At 60.9% G+C, this 16,521-nt stretch carries 12 protein-coding genes and 1 pseudogene; 6 read left to right on the forward strand and 7 right to left on the reverse strand.

What is annotated here, in order from left to right; genetic code table 11:
• Positions 1 to 71: 71 nt before the first annotated feature.
• From cobO to cobU, 4 genes are read right to left on the reverse strand one after another with little or no spacing between them, the layout of a single operon-like run.
• Positions 72 to 704 (reverse strand): cob(I)yrinic acid a,c-diamide adenosyltransferase, encoded by a 633-nt coding sequence (gene cobO / locus ACSQ9D_RS09135; RefSeq protein ID WP_436281960.1) that lies wholly within the window; start codon positions 702 to 704, stop codon positions 72 to 74.
• 1 nt (position 705) lies between these two features.
• Positions 706 to 4,473: a cobaltochelatase subunit CobN gene (cobN, locus tag ACSQ9D_RS09140; protein ID WP_436281961.1), complete on the reverse strand. Its 3,768-nt coding sequence runs from the start codon at positions 4,471 to 4,473 to the stop codon at positions 706 to 708.
• A gap of 9 nt (positions 4,474 to 4,482) precedes the next feature.
• Complete coding sequence (gene cobW / locus ACSQ9D_RS09145) at positions 4,483 to 5,532, reverse strand: cobalamin biosynthesis protein CobW (protein WP_436281962.1); 1,050 nt, start codon at positions 5,530 to 5,532, stop codon at positions 4,483 to 4,485.
• Between the two features lie 5 nt (positions 5,533 to 5,537).
• A complete protein-coding gene (gene cobU / locus ACSQ9D_RS09150) occupies positions 5,538 to 6,062 on the reverse strand; it encodes a bifunctional adenosylcobinamide kinase/adenosylcobinamide-phosphate guanylyltransferase (RefSeq protein ID WP_436281963.1) in 525 nt (174 codons plus the stop codon).
• A gap of 769 nt (positions 6,063 to 6,831) precedes the next feature.
• Between cobU and ACSQ9D_RS09155 the strand changes: the two genes are divergently transcribed.
• Positions 6,832 to 8,622 (forward strand): chloride channel protein, encoded by a 1,791-nt coding sequence (locus ACSQ9D_RS09155; RefSeq protein WP_436281964.1) that lies wholly within the window; start codon positions 6,832 to 6,834, stop codon positions 8,620 to 8,622.
• On the opposite strand, the gene ACSQ9D_RS09160 is transcribed toward ACSQ9D_RS09155, so the two are convergent.
• Positions 8,619 to 10,073 (reverse strand): cobyric acid synthase, encoded by a 1,455-nt coding sequence (locus ACSQ9D_RS09160; protein WP_436281965.1) that lies wholly within the window; start codon positions 10,071 to 10,073, stop codon positions 8,619 to 8,621. The two genes, ACSQ9D_RS09155 and ACSQ9D_RS09160, sit on opposite strands and share 4 nt — an antisense overlap.
• 566 nt (positions 10,074 to 10,639) lie before the next feature.
• Between ACSQ9D_RS09160 and ACSQ9D_RS09165 the strand changes: the two genes are divergently transcribed.
• Together ACSQ9D_RS09165 and ACSQ9D_RS09170 are read left to right on the forward strand one after the other, a co-directional pair.
• Positions 10,640 to 11,638, forward strand: coding sequence for a glycine betaine ABC transporter substrate-binding protein (locus tag ACSQ9D_RS09165; RefSeq protein WP_436281966.1), 999 nt, complete (start codon positions 10,640 to 10,642; stop codon positions 11,636 to 11,638).
• A 180-nt stretch (positions 11,639 to 11,818) separates the two neighbouring features.
• Positions 11,819 to 12,165, forward strand: a pseudogene (locus ACSQ9D_RS09170) (hypothetical protein).
• 7 nt (positions 12,166 to 12,172) lie between these two features.
• Here ACSQ9D_RS09170 and ACSQ9D_RS09175 read toward each other — a convergent pair.
• Both ACSQ9D_RS09175 and ACSQ9D_RS09180 read right to left on the reverse strand, forming a co-directional pair.
• Complete coding sequence (locus ACSQ9D_RS09175) at positions 12,173 to 12,328, reverse strand: entericidin A/B family lipoprotein (protein WP_007788385.1); 156 nt, start codon at positions 12,326 to 12,328, stop codon at positions 12,173 to 12,175.
• A gap of 92 nt (positions 12,329 to 12,420) precedes the next feature.
• Complete coding sequence (locus ACSQ9D_RS09180) at positions 12,421 to 13,362, reverse strand: LysR family transcriptional regulator (protein ID WP_024312926.1); 942 nt, start codon at positions 13,360 to 13,362, stop codon at positions 12,421 to 12,423.
• A gap of 321 nt (positions 13,363 to 13,683) precedes the next feature.
• On the opposite strand from ACSQ9D_RS09180, the gene ACSQ9D_RS09185 reads away from it, so the two are divergent.
• The 3 genes from ACSQ9D_RS09185 to ACSQ9D_RS09195 all read left to right on the forward strand — a co-directional run bounded on the left by ACSQ9D_RS09185 (position 13,684) and on the right by ACSQ9D_RS09195 (position 16,375).
• Entirely contained in the window at positions 13,684 to 14,490 is an 807-nt protein-coding gene (locus ACSQ9D_RS09185) for a class I SAM-dependent methyltransferase (RefSeq protein ID WP_436281967.1), read from the forward strand.
• Positions 14,491 to 14,810: 320 nt separating this feature from the next.
• On the forward strand, positions 14,811 to 15,038 hold the full coding sequence (locus tag ACSQ9D_RS09190) for a hypothetical protein (protein WP_436281968.1): 228 nt from the start codon (positions 14,811 to 14,813) through the stop codon (positions 15,036 to 15,038).
• Positions 15,039 to 15,220: 182 nt separating this feature from the next.
• Complete coding sequence (locus ACSQ9D_RS09195; RefSeq protein WP_436281969.1) at positions 15,221 to 16,375, forward strand: glycosyltransferase; 1,155 nt, start codon at positions 15,221 to 15,223, stop codon at positions 16,373 to 16,375.
• Positions 16,376 to 16,521: the final 146 nt, after the last annotated feature.

Genomic DNA, 16,521 nt, shown 5'->3' on the forward strand with positions numbered 1-16,521 from the left:
GGCCTGGCTCCTAGAAGAGCGTGAGCAACAGCGTCCCGCCGGCGACCGGCGGCACCCCGAGGCAGTTCCTGTTAGAACTCCACGCCCGGCTGCCCCTTGATGCCCGAGCGGAACGGATGCTTGATCAGCTCCATCTCGGTGACGAGATCGGCAATTTCGATCAGTTCGTCCTTCGCGTTGCGCCCGGTCAGAACGACGTGAGTCATATACGGCTTTTCGGCCTTCAGAAATTCCACCACCTCGTTGATGTCGAGGTAGTCGTAGCGAAGCGCGATGTTGATCTCGTCGAGCAGCACCATCGAATTGCGCTCGTCCCGGATCAGCTCTTTCGCCTTCTCCCAGGCCGCGGATGCGGCGGCGACATCACGGGCGCGATCCTGCGTCTCCCAGGTGAAACCCTCGCCCATGGTGTGGAACTGGCAGATGTCGGAGAAGTGCTTCTCGATCAGATCGCGCTCGCCGGTCCACATCGCGCCCTTGATGAACTGCACGACGGCGGAGGGCTTTCCATGCGCGATATGCCGGAAAATCATCCCGAACGCCGAGGAAGACTTGCCCTTGCCTTTACCGGTATGGACGATGATGAGGCCCTTCTCATCGGTCTTTGAGGCCATGATCTTGTCGCGGCCGGCTTTCTTCTTGGCCATCTTCTCGGCGTGGCGTGCGTCGTCGTGGCCAGCCGGCTCAGTGGTTTCGTCAGTCATCTCAAATTTCCCCGGATGCAAGCTTGAATGTGTCTGAAAGATCGAACCGCGCCGAATTGCTGCGCGGCGTCCAAAGGCGGCGATCGATGGCCTCGAGCAGCCGCTCCTTCATGTCGTCGAAGGCGGCCGGATTTTTCTCGACCATGAAATCTCGCACCTTCGGATCGACTACGAAGGCCTGATAGACGGCTTCGAAATGATGATTGCCCACCGCGCCTGTCGTCGCAGAAAAGGCGAAGAGGTAATCGACGGTCGCGGCGATCTCAAAGGCTCCCTTATAGCCATGGCGCATGACGCCATTGATCCACTTCGGATTGACCACGCGGCCACGCACGACACGCCCGATCTCCTCTTCCAACGATCGGATGACCGGCTTTTCCGGTCGCGAGTGGTCGTTGTGGTAGATCGACGGTCGGTCACCCGAAAGCATCTCGGTCGCGGCAGCCATGCCGCCCTCGAACTGGTAGTAGTCGTCGCTGTCCAGAAGGTCGTGCTCGCGGTTGTCCTGGTTCTGCACCACCGCCTGGATCGAGCGCAGGCGCTCTTCGAAGACGCCGCGCTCCGCCTGGCCTTCCTCGCCGGCGCCGTAGGCATAGCTTCCCCATACGAGATAGGCTTCGGCGAGATCGGCCCGGTGTTCCCATCCCTTCTCGTCGATCAATGCCTGCAAGCCGGCACCATAGGCGCCCGGCTTCGAGCCGAAGATACGATAGCCGGCACGGCGTCGGGCTTGTGCCGCGTCCAGCCCGGCAGCCTCGAGCCGCGCCGCTTCGCCGCACATGCGCTCGGCAATCGGATTGTCCGCCGAACCCTCGTCCAGCGCACCGACGGCACGGATCGCCTTGTCGAAGAGCGCGATCTGTTCGGGAAACGCATCCCGGAAGAAGCCGGAAATGCGCAACGTCACGTCGACACGCGGGCGGCGCAGCAGCGCCGGCGGGATGATTTCGTAACCGGTGACGCGCCGCGAGGTCATGTCCCATACCGGCTTCACGCCGATCAGCGCCAGCGCCTGGGCAATATCATCGCCGCCGGTGCGCATGTTCGATGTGCCCCAGGCGGTCAGGCCGAAGGATACCGGCCATTCGCCGTGATCCTGCACATACCGGCGGATCAGCAGTTCGGCGGACTTTTTCCCGAGTTCGTAGGCCGCCGGCGTCGGAACCGCACGGCTGTCTACCGAATAGAAGTTCCGCCCGGTCGGCAGCACATCCGGGCGTCCTCGCGTCGGCGCCCCCGACGGCCCGGGTGGCACGAAACGACCGTCGAGCCCCCGCAGCAGGCCTTCGATCTCCGCGGCCCCGCATGCAACGATGGCAGGCTTGAGCCGCGTTTCGATCATCGCCAGGACGGCGCGCGTGGCTCCCCAATCTTCCGGGCAAGCGACTTCGCCGGCGACGAGCCGTGCCGCAAGCAGTTCGATCCGCTCGACCGCATCGCCATTCGTGCGCCAGACACCGTCCATGGCCGCCGCAAGGATATCCGGGAACGGCCCCGGCCAAGACCCGGCCATGTCGCAGTCGAGAGGGTCGAAATCCAAGCCTACATCGGCAGCAATCGCCCGCTGTAGGCTGCGGTCGCCACCCTGGCCAAGGCCACGCGGGACCCGAGCCAGCGCCACGGTCAGATCGGTCAGCAATCGACCCTGCGGCGAGACACCGAAGACGTGCAAACCATCGCGGATCTGCATTTCCTTGAGATCGCAGAGATAGGAATCGAGCTTCTTCAACGCCTCGTTTTCGCTCTCGCCCTTGTCGATACCAGCATCGCGGTCGAGACCGATATCTGCGACGAGATCGAGAATCTGCTTGCTGAGAAGCCGAATGCGGCGTGGATCGCCACCTGACGCCTCGTAGTATTCGTCGACCAGCGCCTCCAGATCCTTCAGGGGCCCGTAGCTCTCGGCACGCGTCAGCGGCGGGGTCAGATGGTCGATGATGACAGCCCCGGCCCGCCGCTTGGCCTGCGTTCCCTCGCCGGGATCATTGACGATAAACGGATAAAGGTGCGGCATAGGGCCGAGGATCGCCTCTGGATAGCATTCCTCGGAGAGCGCCAATGCCTTGCCTGGCAGCCACTCGAGATTGCCGTGCTTGCCCATGTGGATGACGGCGTGAGCGCCGAACTCGTGGCGAAGGAAAGCGTAAAAGGCGAGATAGCCATGCGGCGGCACGAGGTCCGGCGAATGGTAGCTTTCCTTCGGATCGATATTGTAGCCGCGCGCCGGCTGGATGCCGACGAGCACTTCTCCAAGCCGCAGGAACGGCAGTGCAAAAGCGCCGTCCAGCACATAGCGATCGGTCTCAGGCGCACCCCAACGCGTGCTGATTTCGTCCTGAATCTTTTTGGGAAGACTTCTGAAGAAGGCATTGTAACGACTCAATGAAAGCACTTCGCGTACAAGCTTCCCATCCGTACCGGAATTTGTCGGTCCTTCCATCAGGCGCCGGATCAGGGAGTCGCCATCATCCGGCACAGCCGCGACTGTGTAACCGGCGGCACGCATTGCCTTTAGCACCTCGACCGTGCCGGCAGGCGTATCCAGCCCGACGCCATTGCCGAGCCTTCCGTCTCGGTTCGGATAGTTCGCCATCACGAGCGCAATGCGCCGGTCGCCGGACGATGTCGTGCGCAGCTTCGCCCAGTTGGCAGCAAGCCGGGCTGTATAGCGCATTCGCTCGATATCGGGCTCGCTGCCGACGATGTTGGCCTCGACCCTCGCGTCATAGCGGGCAGCTGATTTGAACGAGACCGCACGGGCAAGCACCCGCCCATCAACCTCCGGCAGAGCAACATTCATTCCAAGGTCGCGCGCGGAGAGCCCCTGCGAGGAGGAAGTCCATGCCTGCCGCGACGACGCCGAAAAGATCGCCTGAAGCACAACCGCGTCGTTGGCCTCAAGCACGGTCGGCTTTCGATCCGCACCGGGCGCAGATACTGCAAAGCCGGTCGTGTTGATCACCACCTTGGGCTTGATGGCGTCAAAGACGCTTTCGAGAATGCCCTTCGAGACGGGATCCTTGAGACTATAGGCAAACACCGGCAGCGGCCGGATGCCCTCGGCCAGCAGCGTATCGATCAACGCTTCGACCGGCCGCGTCTCGCCGCTCTGCACGAGCGCGCGATAGAAGCTGACTGCCACAACTGGCGAATGCGGCACCTCCTGCAGGAATCGAACCCGCTCGTCGCACGCAGACTTCCACTCCTCGACGCCGACCACGCCCTTGCCCGGCCACCAGATCCCAGCCTTCATCAGCGGCGAAGCCGCCTCTGGCTTTTCCGCGCCTAAGAGCATCGCGCCGGCATAGGAGAGAAACGCACGCGAATTGGCGTCGCCACCTTCGATGAGATAGGCCCAGAGGGCATTTAACTCTTCAAGCGGCACATTCGAAAACGGTGTCAAACCCGCGTCCGGCTTCGAATCTCCCGGCAGTACGGCGATAAGCGCGCCAGAGCGCGCTGCCGCCGCATGAAGCGCCTCCAGCGCATAGTGAAAATAGCTGGCACCACCGAGCGCCCTGACGACTATCACCTTCGCGTGCCGGGCTGTCCGCTCGATATAGGCATCGACCGACATCGGATGTTTCAGGCTCATCAGGCTTGCGAGCCGCAGCGAAAAACCGGCGGCCGCACCATCATACGCGGCCGCCATGGCGGCAAGCTCGGTATCGGCGGCCGACAGGAATAGGACATCGCCGGGAGATTGACCGAGATCGATCGCCTCCTCGCCGTCGCTGATCGTTCCCTGCTGTGCCAGGAGCAGATGCATTGGTCTGCCTTATACCAGCGCTTCGATTGCCGTGCGAACTACCGCCTCGTCCATGTCGTGCAGGCCGATCACGACCAGGCGGGTTCCGCGTGCTTCGCCGGGTGCCCAGGCGCGATCGAAATAATGGTCCACACGGCTTCCGACCGCCTGCAGCTGCAGGCGCATCGCCTTGCCGAGAACATCGACGAAGCCCTTCAGCCGCAGCACGTCATGTTCGCCAATGACGCCCTTCAGCGCAGCCACGAACGCGGCAGGATCGGCAACAGGGCCGAGTTCCACGACGAAGCTATCGAACTCGTCGTGGTCATGCGGTACACCATCCTCGTGCTCGAGCTCATGGTGGGATTTGCGGTTGGCCACGTCATCCTCGGTGCCGACCCCGAGCCCGAGCAACACGCTTGCAGGAACCTCGCCGTTGCGCGCCTCGATCATCACCGGCTTGCGGGCGATACGGGACGCGACCTCATCGCGCACGCGACCGAGGCCTGCCGTGTCAAGAAGATCGGTCTTGTTGAGCACGATCAGATCGGCGCAGGTGAGCTGATCTTCGAAAAGTTCTTCGATCGGGCTTTCATGGTCGAGCGATTCATCCTCCACGCGACGGGCTTCCACGGCATCGTGATCGTCGGCAAAACGGCCGGCCGCCACGGCAGCGCTATCGACAACGGTGATGACGCCGTCGACGGTGACCTGCGTGCGAATGTCAGGCCAATTGAAGGCCGCCACGAGCGGCTGCGGCAGCGCGAGACCGGAGGTTTCGATGACGATGTGGTCGGGGCGCTGTTCGCGCTCCAGAAGCTTGGTCATCGTCGGAATGAAGTCGTCGGCAACCGTGCAGCAGATGCAGCCATTGGTGAGCTCGATGATGTCATCTTCGGTGCAATTCTCGGCACCGCAGCCCTTGAGCACCTCGCCGTCGACGCCGAGATCGCCGAATTCGTTGATGATCAGCGCGATTTTCTTGCCGTTCGTGTTGGAAAGCAGGTTGCGGATCATCGTCGTCTTGCCGGCGCCGAGAAAGCCGGTGATCACGGTCGCCGGGATTTTCTGCTGGTTCATGAAATTCAACCCTTCATCTTCAGCGGCAGACCTGCCGCGATAAAATACACGTCCGCAGCTTCCGCCGCGATCATTTGATGCAGGCGGCCGGCATGATCCCGGAACTCCCGCGCCATGCGGTTTTCCGGGACGATGCCGAGACCGACCTCGTTGGAAACGATGACGAGGCACGCGCGTGCCGTAGGCACGTAGGCGGCAAGCGAGGCGAACTCCACCCCCATGTCGCGCTCTTCCATCATCAGATTGGTGACCCAAAGCGTCAGGCAATCCACCAGGATCGCCCGTCCTTCGCCATCGATTGCCCGCAGGCATCCGACAAGATCGAGCGGCTCTTCATGGGTGTGCCAGAGATCGCCGCGGTCGGCTTTGTGGATGTCGATCCGGGAGCGCATTTCCTCATCCCAAGCCCGGCCCGTCGCCACATAGTGGCGCTCCAGGCCGCTCGAAACGACCAGTTGCTCGGCAAAGCGCGATTTTCCCGAGCGCGCACCGCCGAGAACGAAGGTCGTGCCAGATGATATCAGGCTCATGGAAAATACTGTCCGATCTGCGGACGCCTTCCGCACGGAACCGGAACGGCTGCACGCAGCCTTAAAATCTTACTTTCAGCCATGACAACCTCCGTGCTGGCAGCGGGCATCGCCCAGGGATGGGCTTTTCGCCCGGCACGATTGGCAGGTCTCCTGGCTCGCGGGTTTTGGCCGCGATCGGGGCAGACCGGAAACCGGTCGCCCCTGATCGTGCCAGCGGATTTTCCTCGTCTTCCCGGTTGCATTTCATGAAAAGGCGGACGATTCGTAGACTTGAGAGGCGTCCAGCCCCGGTTGATCATGATGCACTGCCAGTGACTTTTCCGTCGCCGCTTCCCCGCCGCCCGCCTGCACTGTTGCAGACTGTCAACCACGAGGAACCAACGCCGGACGGAAAACCCTGACCGCTCTACAGTCGCGGGGTCGGCTATGATGACGGCGCCCGGATTGGGTCCACCGCTTCACATTCCCTTTTCATCCGCACCGATTCAACCGGTCCGGAACCATCCGTTATGGAGTCATCGTTAGGCAAGGCCCCTGACGAAGTCAATCGTAAGCCGTCGTCTCGCATTATGACATCGCATGCCTGAAACGCGACCAAGGCGACCTTCTCTACCAACTTTATCGTCTTTTATCAGTAGCTTACGTCACAAATAATTGTTGCCGGCGCCGGTCTTTTGCCGCAATTGCGTCGCAAGCGGGTCGCGCCACTGATTTGCCCGTCCCTCACCGCACTTGATCGCGCCTACACCTGCCTAGTTTTCCTGTCATGCTCCTAAAAATCGATATCCGCCGTTTCGGTCCGTTTCATACCCTTCTCGATATCGGGCGGATGCGCGCTCTGCTGCGGCGCAGCGAGATGGGAATGGTCATCGCCGGCGCGATCGTCGGGGTGATCTCCGGCCTGGCGGTGACGGGGATGAGCCTCGTTTCCCGCGCAATGCACAGGCTGATCTTCGGAATCAGCGACGTCGAGAGGCTGAGCTCCTCCCAGATCGATGACAAGTTCTTGCTGCTGACGGCACCGGTTTGCGGCGGCATCCTGCTCGGTCTTCTGCTGTTCATCCTCGCCAAGACCCGTAAGAAGCCGATGGTCGACCCGATCGAGGCGAACGCATTACATGGCGGACGCCTGTCGCTGACCGACAGCATTCTCGTTGCCGTTCAGAACCTCATCTCGAACGGCTTTGGTGCCTCCGTTGGTTTGGAAGCCGGCTACACGCAGTTGGCAGCCGGTCTGGCCTCAAAGCTTGGCCTGAAGTTGCAGCTTCGCCGATCGGACCTGCGCGTTCTCGTCGGATGCGGCGCGGCCGGTGCGATTGCGGCGGCCTTCAATGCGCCACTGACCGGCGCTTTCTATGCCTTCGAGCTCATCATCGGCACATACACCATCGTCTCGCTGACACCAGTCGTCGTGTCCGCGCTGGTGTCGACCCAGATTGCGCGGCTGCTGGCCGGCAGTGATTTCCTAATCGATGTCGGGGAATTCGGCTCCGTCATGCCGGCCGACTATGTCCCGGCGCTGCTGCTCGGTGCCGTCTGCGCCGGCGTCGGCATTCTCATCATGCAGGGCGTCGCCGCGATCGAGGAACTGGCGCGCAGGAGTTCCATCGCAACACCGCTGCGCCCTGCCCTTGGCGGCATCGTCGTCGGTCTCCTCGCCCTTATCACGCCGCAGGTTCTGTCAGCGGGACACGGAGCGCTGCACCTCAATCTCGGGCGTGATGTCGCGATTCCCGTCCTCCTTGGGCTGTTTCTCCTCAAGGCCTTCGCCTCCGCGATCTCGATCGGCTCGGGTTTCAGAGGCGGCCTCTTCTTCGCGTCGCTGTTCATGGGGGCGCTGCTCGGCAAGCTATTTGCCTATTCCGCGCCCTATTTCGCCCACGCGACGCTGACACCCGTTATCTACGCGGTCGTCGGCATGAGTTCGCTCGCAGTCGCCGTTATTGGAGGCCCCCTGACGATGACGTTCCTGGCGCTGGAGATCACGGGCGACTTTCCGATCACGGCACTTGTCCTTGCGGCCGTCATTACCTCCTCACTGGTCGTGCGCAGCACCTTCGGTTACTCCTTCGCAACATGGCGCTTTCATCTGCGCGGCGAGAGCATTCGCAGCGCCCACGATGTCGGCTGGATTCGCAACCTGACGGTCGGGCGGCTGATGCGCGCCGACGTCAAAACCGCCAAGGCCAGCCTTTCGATCCAAGAGTTCAAGGAAAGCTTCCCCATTGGCTCGGCGCAGCGCGTCGTCCTGGTGGACGACACCGGCAAATACAGCGGCCTAGTGCTCGTCCCGGATATTTACGCGAACCTGACCGACACCGACGACACCGGCGAGGATCTCAGCGAATTCATCCGCTACAAGAACGATTTCCTGCAGCCGCAGATGAACGCCAGGCAGGCAGCCGCCATCTTCGACAAGACCGAAAGCGAAGCGCTCGCGGTCGTCAACAATCTGATCGAGCGGAAGGTTGTCGGGCAGTTGAGCGAGGCATACACGCTGCGCCGCTACAGCGAAGAACTCGATCGCCGTCGCCGCGAAATATCCGGCGAGATCTAGCCGAAGAGCTCATCAAGCCAGCGCCGGTCAAGACAGGCTTCCAGCTCGGCCGCAACGTCGTCTAGAGCTTTCTCGACACCGGCGCGGTAATCGTTCGTCTCACCCGAAAGACCGAAACTCCACAGCAAACCCGAACGATAGATGTCACTCGCAAAGAGCCCGTGCAGATACGTGCCGGCAATCCGACCGTCGGCCGATACGGCACCATCCGGTTCTCCATCGACGATCGCGAATGGCCGGCCGCAATCCTCTCCTACGGTGATGCCGAGGTGGATCTGATAGCCGGTAAGCGGTGCGCCGTCTTCCGCCGCCACGGCGACGCTGTTCCGCACCGTCTTTTCCGGCGCCATCTCCGTCTCGACGTCCAGCAACCCGAGGCCGGTGACCTCCGCGGGGTCCCCCTCGATGCCCAGGGGATCATGCACCTTGCGTCCGAGCATCTGATAGCCGCCGCAGATGCCGATGACCCGCCCGCCCCGCTTCACATGGGCCAGAAGATCGGCATCCCAACCCTGCACGCGCATATCCGCCAGGTCGGCGATCGTCGATTTCGAACCGGGCAGAATCACCAGTCGGGCATCCGACGGCAACCGCTCGCCGGCGCGAACAAAAACCAACTCGACATCCGGTTCTGCCGCCAGCGGATCCAGATCGTCGAAATTCGCGATGCGGGGAAAGACCGGTACTGCGATCTTCAGCGCGGCCGCGCTGCCTCGTGCCAGGCTCTCCAGCGCCACCGAGTCCTCGGCGGGCAACCGCCAAGCGTGCTTCAGCCATGGCACGACGCCGAAGCATGGCCATCCCGTAAAACGCCGCACCGCATCGATTCCGGCATCGAAGAGCGAAACGTCACCACGAAACTTGTTGATGATGTAGCCGGATATCATTGCCCGGTCGTCATCGGAGAGGATGGTATGCGTGCCGACCAGCGAGGCGATCACGCCGCCACGATCGATGTCGCCGACCATCACCACCGGCACGCCGGCGCGCGTCGCAAATCCCATATTGGCGATATCACCGGCCCTGAGATTGATTTCGGCAGGCGAGCCCGCACCTTCCACGATCACGAGATCCGCTCCGACCGAAATCTCCGAAAAGCTCTGCATCACGTAATCGAGGAGTGTCGGCTTGAGCTTCTGATAGTCCCGTCCCTTGGCCTGCCCCCAGACCTTGCCCTGAACGATGATCTGGCTGCCGTATTCGGTTTGCGGCTTGAGCAACACAGGGTTCATGTGCACCGAGGACGGCACCCGCGCAGCGAGCGACTGCAGCCATTGCGCCCGGCCGATCTCACCGCCGTCGTCAGCGACAGCGGCATTGTTCGACATGTTCTGCGGCTTGAAGGGACGGACCGCAAGGCCGTGATTGGCAGCAAGCCGGCAAAGCCCCGCAACAAGAACGGTCTTGCCGACATCGGAGCCGGTACCCTGCAGCATGATGGCCTTGGTCATTGTCGCGGAACTCCGGAGAACTCCCCTCGGCCTACAACGACGTCTCTGTTGCGGTCAATCGCAGGCGTCGAAAATGCGAAGGCCGCGTCAACCGTTGAGGGTTGCGCGGCCTGCCGAAATACGCTGGCGCGTTCGCCCATACACGGCGACGCTCACGTTCTCCGGGACGCAATACCTGATCCGGAGAAGCAGCGGTGTCCCCCGCTACGCAACAACAGATAGCGCCACATTGTTACCGGAGGGTTAGCAAGTCCTTAAGCAAAGGTGAATTTCGGCACTTTCTCTCTCTTCTTCTCGATCAGCGCGTCGCTGGCAAGCATGCCAGCACGATCTTGGAACGCTCGCGGCCACCTTTTGATGAGACTAGCATTAACGATTTCAAATCAGGCGTTTATGCTTCACGCCTCAACCACAGAAGACAATTGATTTCCGCAGCCGAACGCGTAGGCTGCCTTCCAAGGTGCCAGGACGAGCGCCACAGCTACAGCCCGGACAAACAGCACGAGGACCTCCGCAAGGTGGGAACGCCTAGGTTGTGGCCGCGGCAGCAAGAATGGGAACGCAAGATGAGACTTCTCTGCACGTCAATCCTGCTCGCCGCAGGAGTTTGTGCAGCCGCCGCGACTGCGCAGGCTGCCGAATGCGGCAACGTTACCGTCGCTGAAATGAAATGGGCTTCGGCCGGTATTGCCGCCAACTTCGATAAATTCATTCTCGAGAAGGGTTACGGCTGCTCGGTTAGGATCGTCCCGGGCGACACGATGCCGACCTTCCTGTCGATGAACGGAAAAGGTGAGCCGGATATCGCTTCCGAATTCTGGATCAACTCAGTGCGTACCGAGCTCGATAGCGCGGTCAAGGAAGGCAAGCTGATCCAGGCGGCCGAAATCCTCTCGGAGGGCGCTGTCGAGGGCTGGTGGATTCCGAAATTCATCGCCGACGCCAACCCGGATATCCGCAGCGTAGAGGATGCCCTCAAGCATCCCGAACTCTTCCCGGCGCCGGGCAACTCATCACAGGGCGCCGTCTATAGTTGTCCCGTCGGCTGGAGTTGCCAGATTTCGACGTCAAATCTGTTCCGCGCGCTGGGCGCCGAGAGGGAGGGGTTTGAGCTTATCGAAACCGGGAGCCCGCAGGACCTCGATGATTCCATCGCAAACGCATTCCAGAAAAAGGCCGGCTGGCTTGGCTACTACTGGGCCCCGACGGCTATCCTCGGAAAACACGACATGACGCGCCTGAGCTTCGGCGTCGCTCATGACAAGGCAGAATGGGACAAATGCACATCGGTCCCCGGCTGCGCTCGGCCGCAGGTGAATTCCTATCCCGTCTCTCGGGCCTACACGATCGTGACTAAGGCCTTCGCCGAGCGAGCCGGACCGGCCATGGATTACCTGAAGCTCCGCTCCTGGGACAACACGACGATCAACGAAGTGCTTGCCTGGCAGGATGGGAACCACAAGAGCAACGAGGACGCCACGATCTACTTCCTCCAGAATTATGCCGACCTGTGGACCAAATGGGTTCCCGCCGATGTCGCCCAGAAGGTTAAGGCTGGGCTTTAAGGCGAGCAAGGCAATCCCTCGCCTGCCGATGCGCCCTTCTCGATAGGAACTCGCACAACCGCGCACGCGATCGATCGGCATCGAGAACGTCTTCCCTGTGGAGGTATGGGTTTCCTATAAGCAGCGACTGCTTGCTTGCCCGAATCGCGCCAAGCCGCTGCCCAGACGAGGAGAACAAAGATGACATCCGCTCCGTTTCCCCCCGCGACACAATCGCATCAAAGCTTGCGGGCCTTGGGGAACGGGAGAAATCCTACGTCGTCCTGCTGATGGGAAATGCGGCGCAGGACGAGAACGTCATCGATGGTCTTCACCGCCACCTGAACAACGCGGCAAGCGCACCCGTTCTGAACACGCTGAAACTCGAGAACCTTGGAAAATGGATTGGCGAGGCGGCGCCGGCCCGCCTGCAGATACGTCTCACGGAGGCCGCAAAATCAAGCCAGCATTCGGCCTATGTGGCGTTGCGGACCGGGCTTTTGCGTTCCGGCGGGCTGGAGAATGCCTACCCACCGGCAGCGATTTGATGGTGTACTACCGCGTCGCCGCGCGGCCGACCGAACGGCCCGCATCCTGAGTCGCGTTCACGGCATTTGCCGTATCGCGACCGATGCCGCGGATCGTATTCCCACACGAGGAAAGCACGAGCAGAATTGCGAGGGCGGAGCCGATTTTGGCCATTGTCGTCATTGCGAAATCCTTTTTCTCAACCGTCCAGGGCGCGGCGACAGCCGCCGCGCGCGTTAAACGCCGAAGGAAGAAAGGAGGTCACCGCAAACTTGTCAAGCAGCAACGGCCTTGGCTTTTTCCGCAAAGGCAAAGCGGATGCTTTCGGCCACTGCCCGCATCGGGCCATTCATCTGCGACGCAGTGAGAAGCCTAATGTCGAAGGAGCCGAGTTCAGGCAACCCCTCCTGCACGCCGAGGATTGTCATCTCATCGGTGACATAGGAGCGCGGCAGTGGCGCGATCGCCAGGTCGGAAACCACAGCCGCTCGCTGGGCCATGGTGTGGCCGCTGAGGAAAGCGACACGATAACCGCGCTTCATGCGCTCAAGTTGAGACAATGCCTCGGAGCGCCAGATGCAGCCATCCTCCCAGATCGAGATCGGCAGCGGATCGCGGCGGTGCGCCGTACCGCACTTGGCGCCGGCCCATATCAGCCGCTCGCGAAAGACGATCTCGCCATCCGTCGGCAGGGGACGCGTCGCGCAATTGATCAGTGCCAGGTCCAGCCGCTGCTCTTCCATACGTTTCTTGAGGCCGATGCTCATGTCGATGGTGACATCGACCATGATGCTCGGGAAACTCTCGGCGAAGCTTTTCAGGATGCTCGGCAGCAGTCGTTCGCCGATATCCTCCGGTGCGCCAAGCCGCACGACGCCGCTGAGATCGGGCATAATGAATCGCGAAACCGCCTCGTTCGACAAAGCAAGCATGTTGCGCGCATAGGAAAGCAGCAGTTCGCCATGTTGGGTCAGGCTGACCGACCGCGCATCCCGCAGGAAGAGCGTGGCACCGAGCTGTTCCTCCAGCTTCTTGATCTGCATGGAGACGGCCGATGGTGTCCGATAGACAGCCTCGGCGGCCGTGGAAAAATTGCCGGTCTCTGCGATGGCAACGAACGTGCGCAGCACGTCGTTATCAAGCAAAGGAATGGGACGGCGAAAGGGAATGCTCATCGTCGCATCTTTCAATTTTTCTGAATTTGAATTCCATATCATTTTGTTTGATTGAAAGTCAACCGGGCAATACCCTTCGATCGTAGTGGCTAGTACCGATGAAAGGAGGCCGCGATGAGCACTCTCAACGCAATCTTCGACATCTTCTACGCATTCAGATCGCGTCAAATCACACGTCAGGCACGCAATCGAACGCGAGACCAGTTGGCACGACTGCCGAGACATCTCGCCGATGACCTCGGTCTGCAAGCTTTGGATATGACATACCCTCATTGAGCACGCAGCGTATATCCTTGCGCCTTCAAAGATGCGGTGAAAGGCTCTAATATACGCTCCGGGGCGCGGCTACGGAGCGGAACGACCATGGCGATGAACGACGCGTGTTTCCAAGGTGATATCCCTGCAGCCTATGATCGGTATCTGGTGCCGATCCTGTTTGACCCTTATGCGGCCGATCTGGCGCAGCGCTTGGCGTCGCTTCATCCGCACCGCGTTCTCGAAGTCGCAGCGGGGTCCGGCGCTCTGACGCGTGCGATATCGTCGGCGCTTCCGCACGCCGAAATCATCGCTACCGATTTGAACCAGGCCATGCTGGATGTCGCCGCATTGAGACATTCCGGAGGGCATGTCGCATGGCGACAGGCCGACGCGTTGAGCCTGCCCTTCCCCGATCAGATCTTTGACGCCGTCACAAGCCAGTTCGGCGTCATGTTCTTTCCCGACAAGCACCGCGCCTACCGCGAAATCCTCCGCGTGCTGAAGCCGAAGGGGACGCTCCTCTTCAACACCTGGGACTCCGTCGAGAACAACGATTTCGCAAAGGCTGTCAAGGCTGCGACGGATGCGCTGTTTCCAGACGATCCGCCGGATTTCTTCCGGCGGACACCGCACGGCTACTTTGATGCCGAGGCGATCCTATCTGAACTCGAGCGGGCCGGCTTCCAGTCGGCGACCTTCGCAAAGGTCGAAATGACTGCCCGTGCATCCTCGGCAAGGGACGTGGCGACCGCCTTCTGTAAGGGCAGTCCGCTCCGCATGGAAATCGAAGCACGCGAACCGAAGGTCGATGTCTTGGCACGGGTAACCGAGATCCTTGAACAGATCTTTGGCAAAGGTCCGATCGAAGGGCGGATGTCGGCGCTCGTGTTCAGCGCCGAGGCGCCACGCTAGACCTAACAAGCTGTTACCAACCGCTATTTCCATGGCGCCAAAACAACCGCCAATTGTCGACAACGCACCGATAGGCCGTGGGCGGAACATTCAACGCTGAGCGGCGTTCTTTCTAGGCAACGCAACCCTTTGTCGTTGCACCGACTGCATGTCCCTCAACTGCAGTCACATAGGCCCGGCGCTGTCCAAACCAGCACCGGGCTGTGCCCGTTATCTCGCGCACGACATTCACCCTTCGAATAATTCAGCATCAACTAAAATAGAACTTGAAATCGTGGCTTCGGAAACGATGATGCTTGCCCTCAGCTAGGAGGGTAGCGATGTCACAGTACCAGGAGACGCGGCGGTTCAAATGCACGGGTGACGCTGGAAATCCCTGCATCGTTATTGAACAGATCAGGGTTGCCGATGAAGCCATCGCCAGCCCTAGAACCGACTACATGACAGTGGATGGCGAGGTTGCCAATCGCCTCGACAGGAAGCACTTTCTGATCTTGATGAAAGGTGAGGTTGTGAAGATTCAGAGGGCTATGAGGAGAAAACATTGAGCGAGGCCGGTCGCCGTCGGCATCGCAGCAGGCGCCAGACACCTGGTCGGACCGTCCTCCGCACGGGCTAGGACGCCGCCGCCGGGCAGATGTCATCATCGCGTCATGTGACGGTGATGTCTTAACGCACCGGGCGCTGAGACTCGTTTTCATTCCGGCGCTGTTCACCGCTGGAATGACTGATGCTGTATATCATTGCCGTCGCCGGTGCCCTACTGGCAGTCAATACCCTCAGCCTTATGATCGCGGGATGGCGGATTCGATCGCGCCAAGACGAAACGCCAAGCGTCCCCGCGCGTCCGCCTGTCTCAATCGTGGTGCCGCTTTGCGGCGTGGAACAGTTTTCGCGAGAGACGCTCGAAAGCGCACTGAGCCTGGACTGGCCCGAGTACGAAATCATCTTCTGCATTGCCGACAAGACCGATCCGGTTGTTTGCCTGGCTGAGGAGGCGCTCCGAAAAAAACCGCTGACAAAGGCGAAGATTCTCGTCGGGGATGATCGCATCAGCGCAAATCCGAAACTCAACAATTGCGTCAAGGGCTGGAACGCGGCGTCGCATGAGTGGGTGGTTCTTGCCGATTCCAACGTCTTGATGCCCGCGGACTATCTCGCACGCCTGATGGCCGCATGGCGGCCTGATAGCGGACTTGTCTGCTCGACGCCACTCGGCTCCCGTCCGAACGGATTTTGGGCGGAGGTCGAATGCGCGTTTCTCAACACGCATCAAGCGCGTTGGCAATATGCGGGAGAGGCCCTTGGATTCGGCTTCGCGCAAGGCAAGAGCATGCTATGGCGCAAGAAAACCCTCGACTCCCACGGCGGCATCCAGGCACTTGCGGCTGAAATCGCAGAAGACGCCGCCGCTACAAAACTTGTGAACACGATGGGCCTTAAGGTGCATCTCGTCGCCGGGCCGTTCGAGCAGCCCCTGGGAAGGAGAACCTTCCGCGACGTGTGGGCCAGACAGTGCCGTTGGGCTCGGTTGAGACGCGTCACCTTCCCTCATTTCTTTGCGCCGGAAATCCTGCTTGGCGTGGTTCCGCCACTATTTCTATGCATGAGCGCTGCGTTTATTTCCGGGGCCGGTCTTTTCGCAGCAGCCTTCGCCGTTTTATGCGCCGCCTACACGCCAGAGCTTATTCTTGCAGCCCGCAAGAATTGGTACCTCACCCCGCTATCGCCCGTCGCAATGGTTACGCGCGATGTCCTGCTCCCAATCATCTGGATAAGGAGCTGGTTGGCCGGGAGCTTCGATTGGCGGGGAAACAGGATGGTGATCGGATCGCAAGAGTCTCGTCTCGAAGCTGGCGTGGCCGGACCAATTGCAAGCCCCTAGCAACTGCGGGCGCGTTCGAGAACTCCTCGTCCTCATTTCGAGGCTGCCCATTCCAGGTCAGCGGAGCCGAAATTCTCAGGGTTTGAACTCAGCTTGGCAAAGGCACCGATCAGCCGCTCATCCGCGAAATTGGCACCTGTTGCCGA

Origin of the sequence: Rhizobium sp. LjRoot258, from assembly GCF_964254185.1 — a bacterium.
In the GTDB taxonomy this organism is placed as follows: Bacteria; Pseudomonadota; Alphaproteobacteria; order Rhizobiales; family Rhizobiaceae; genus Rhizobium.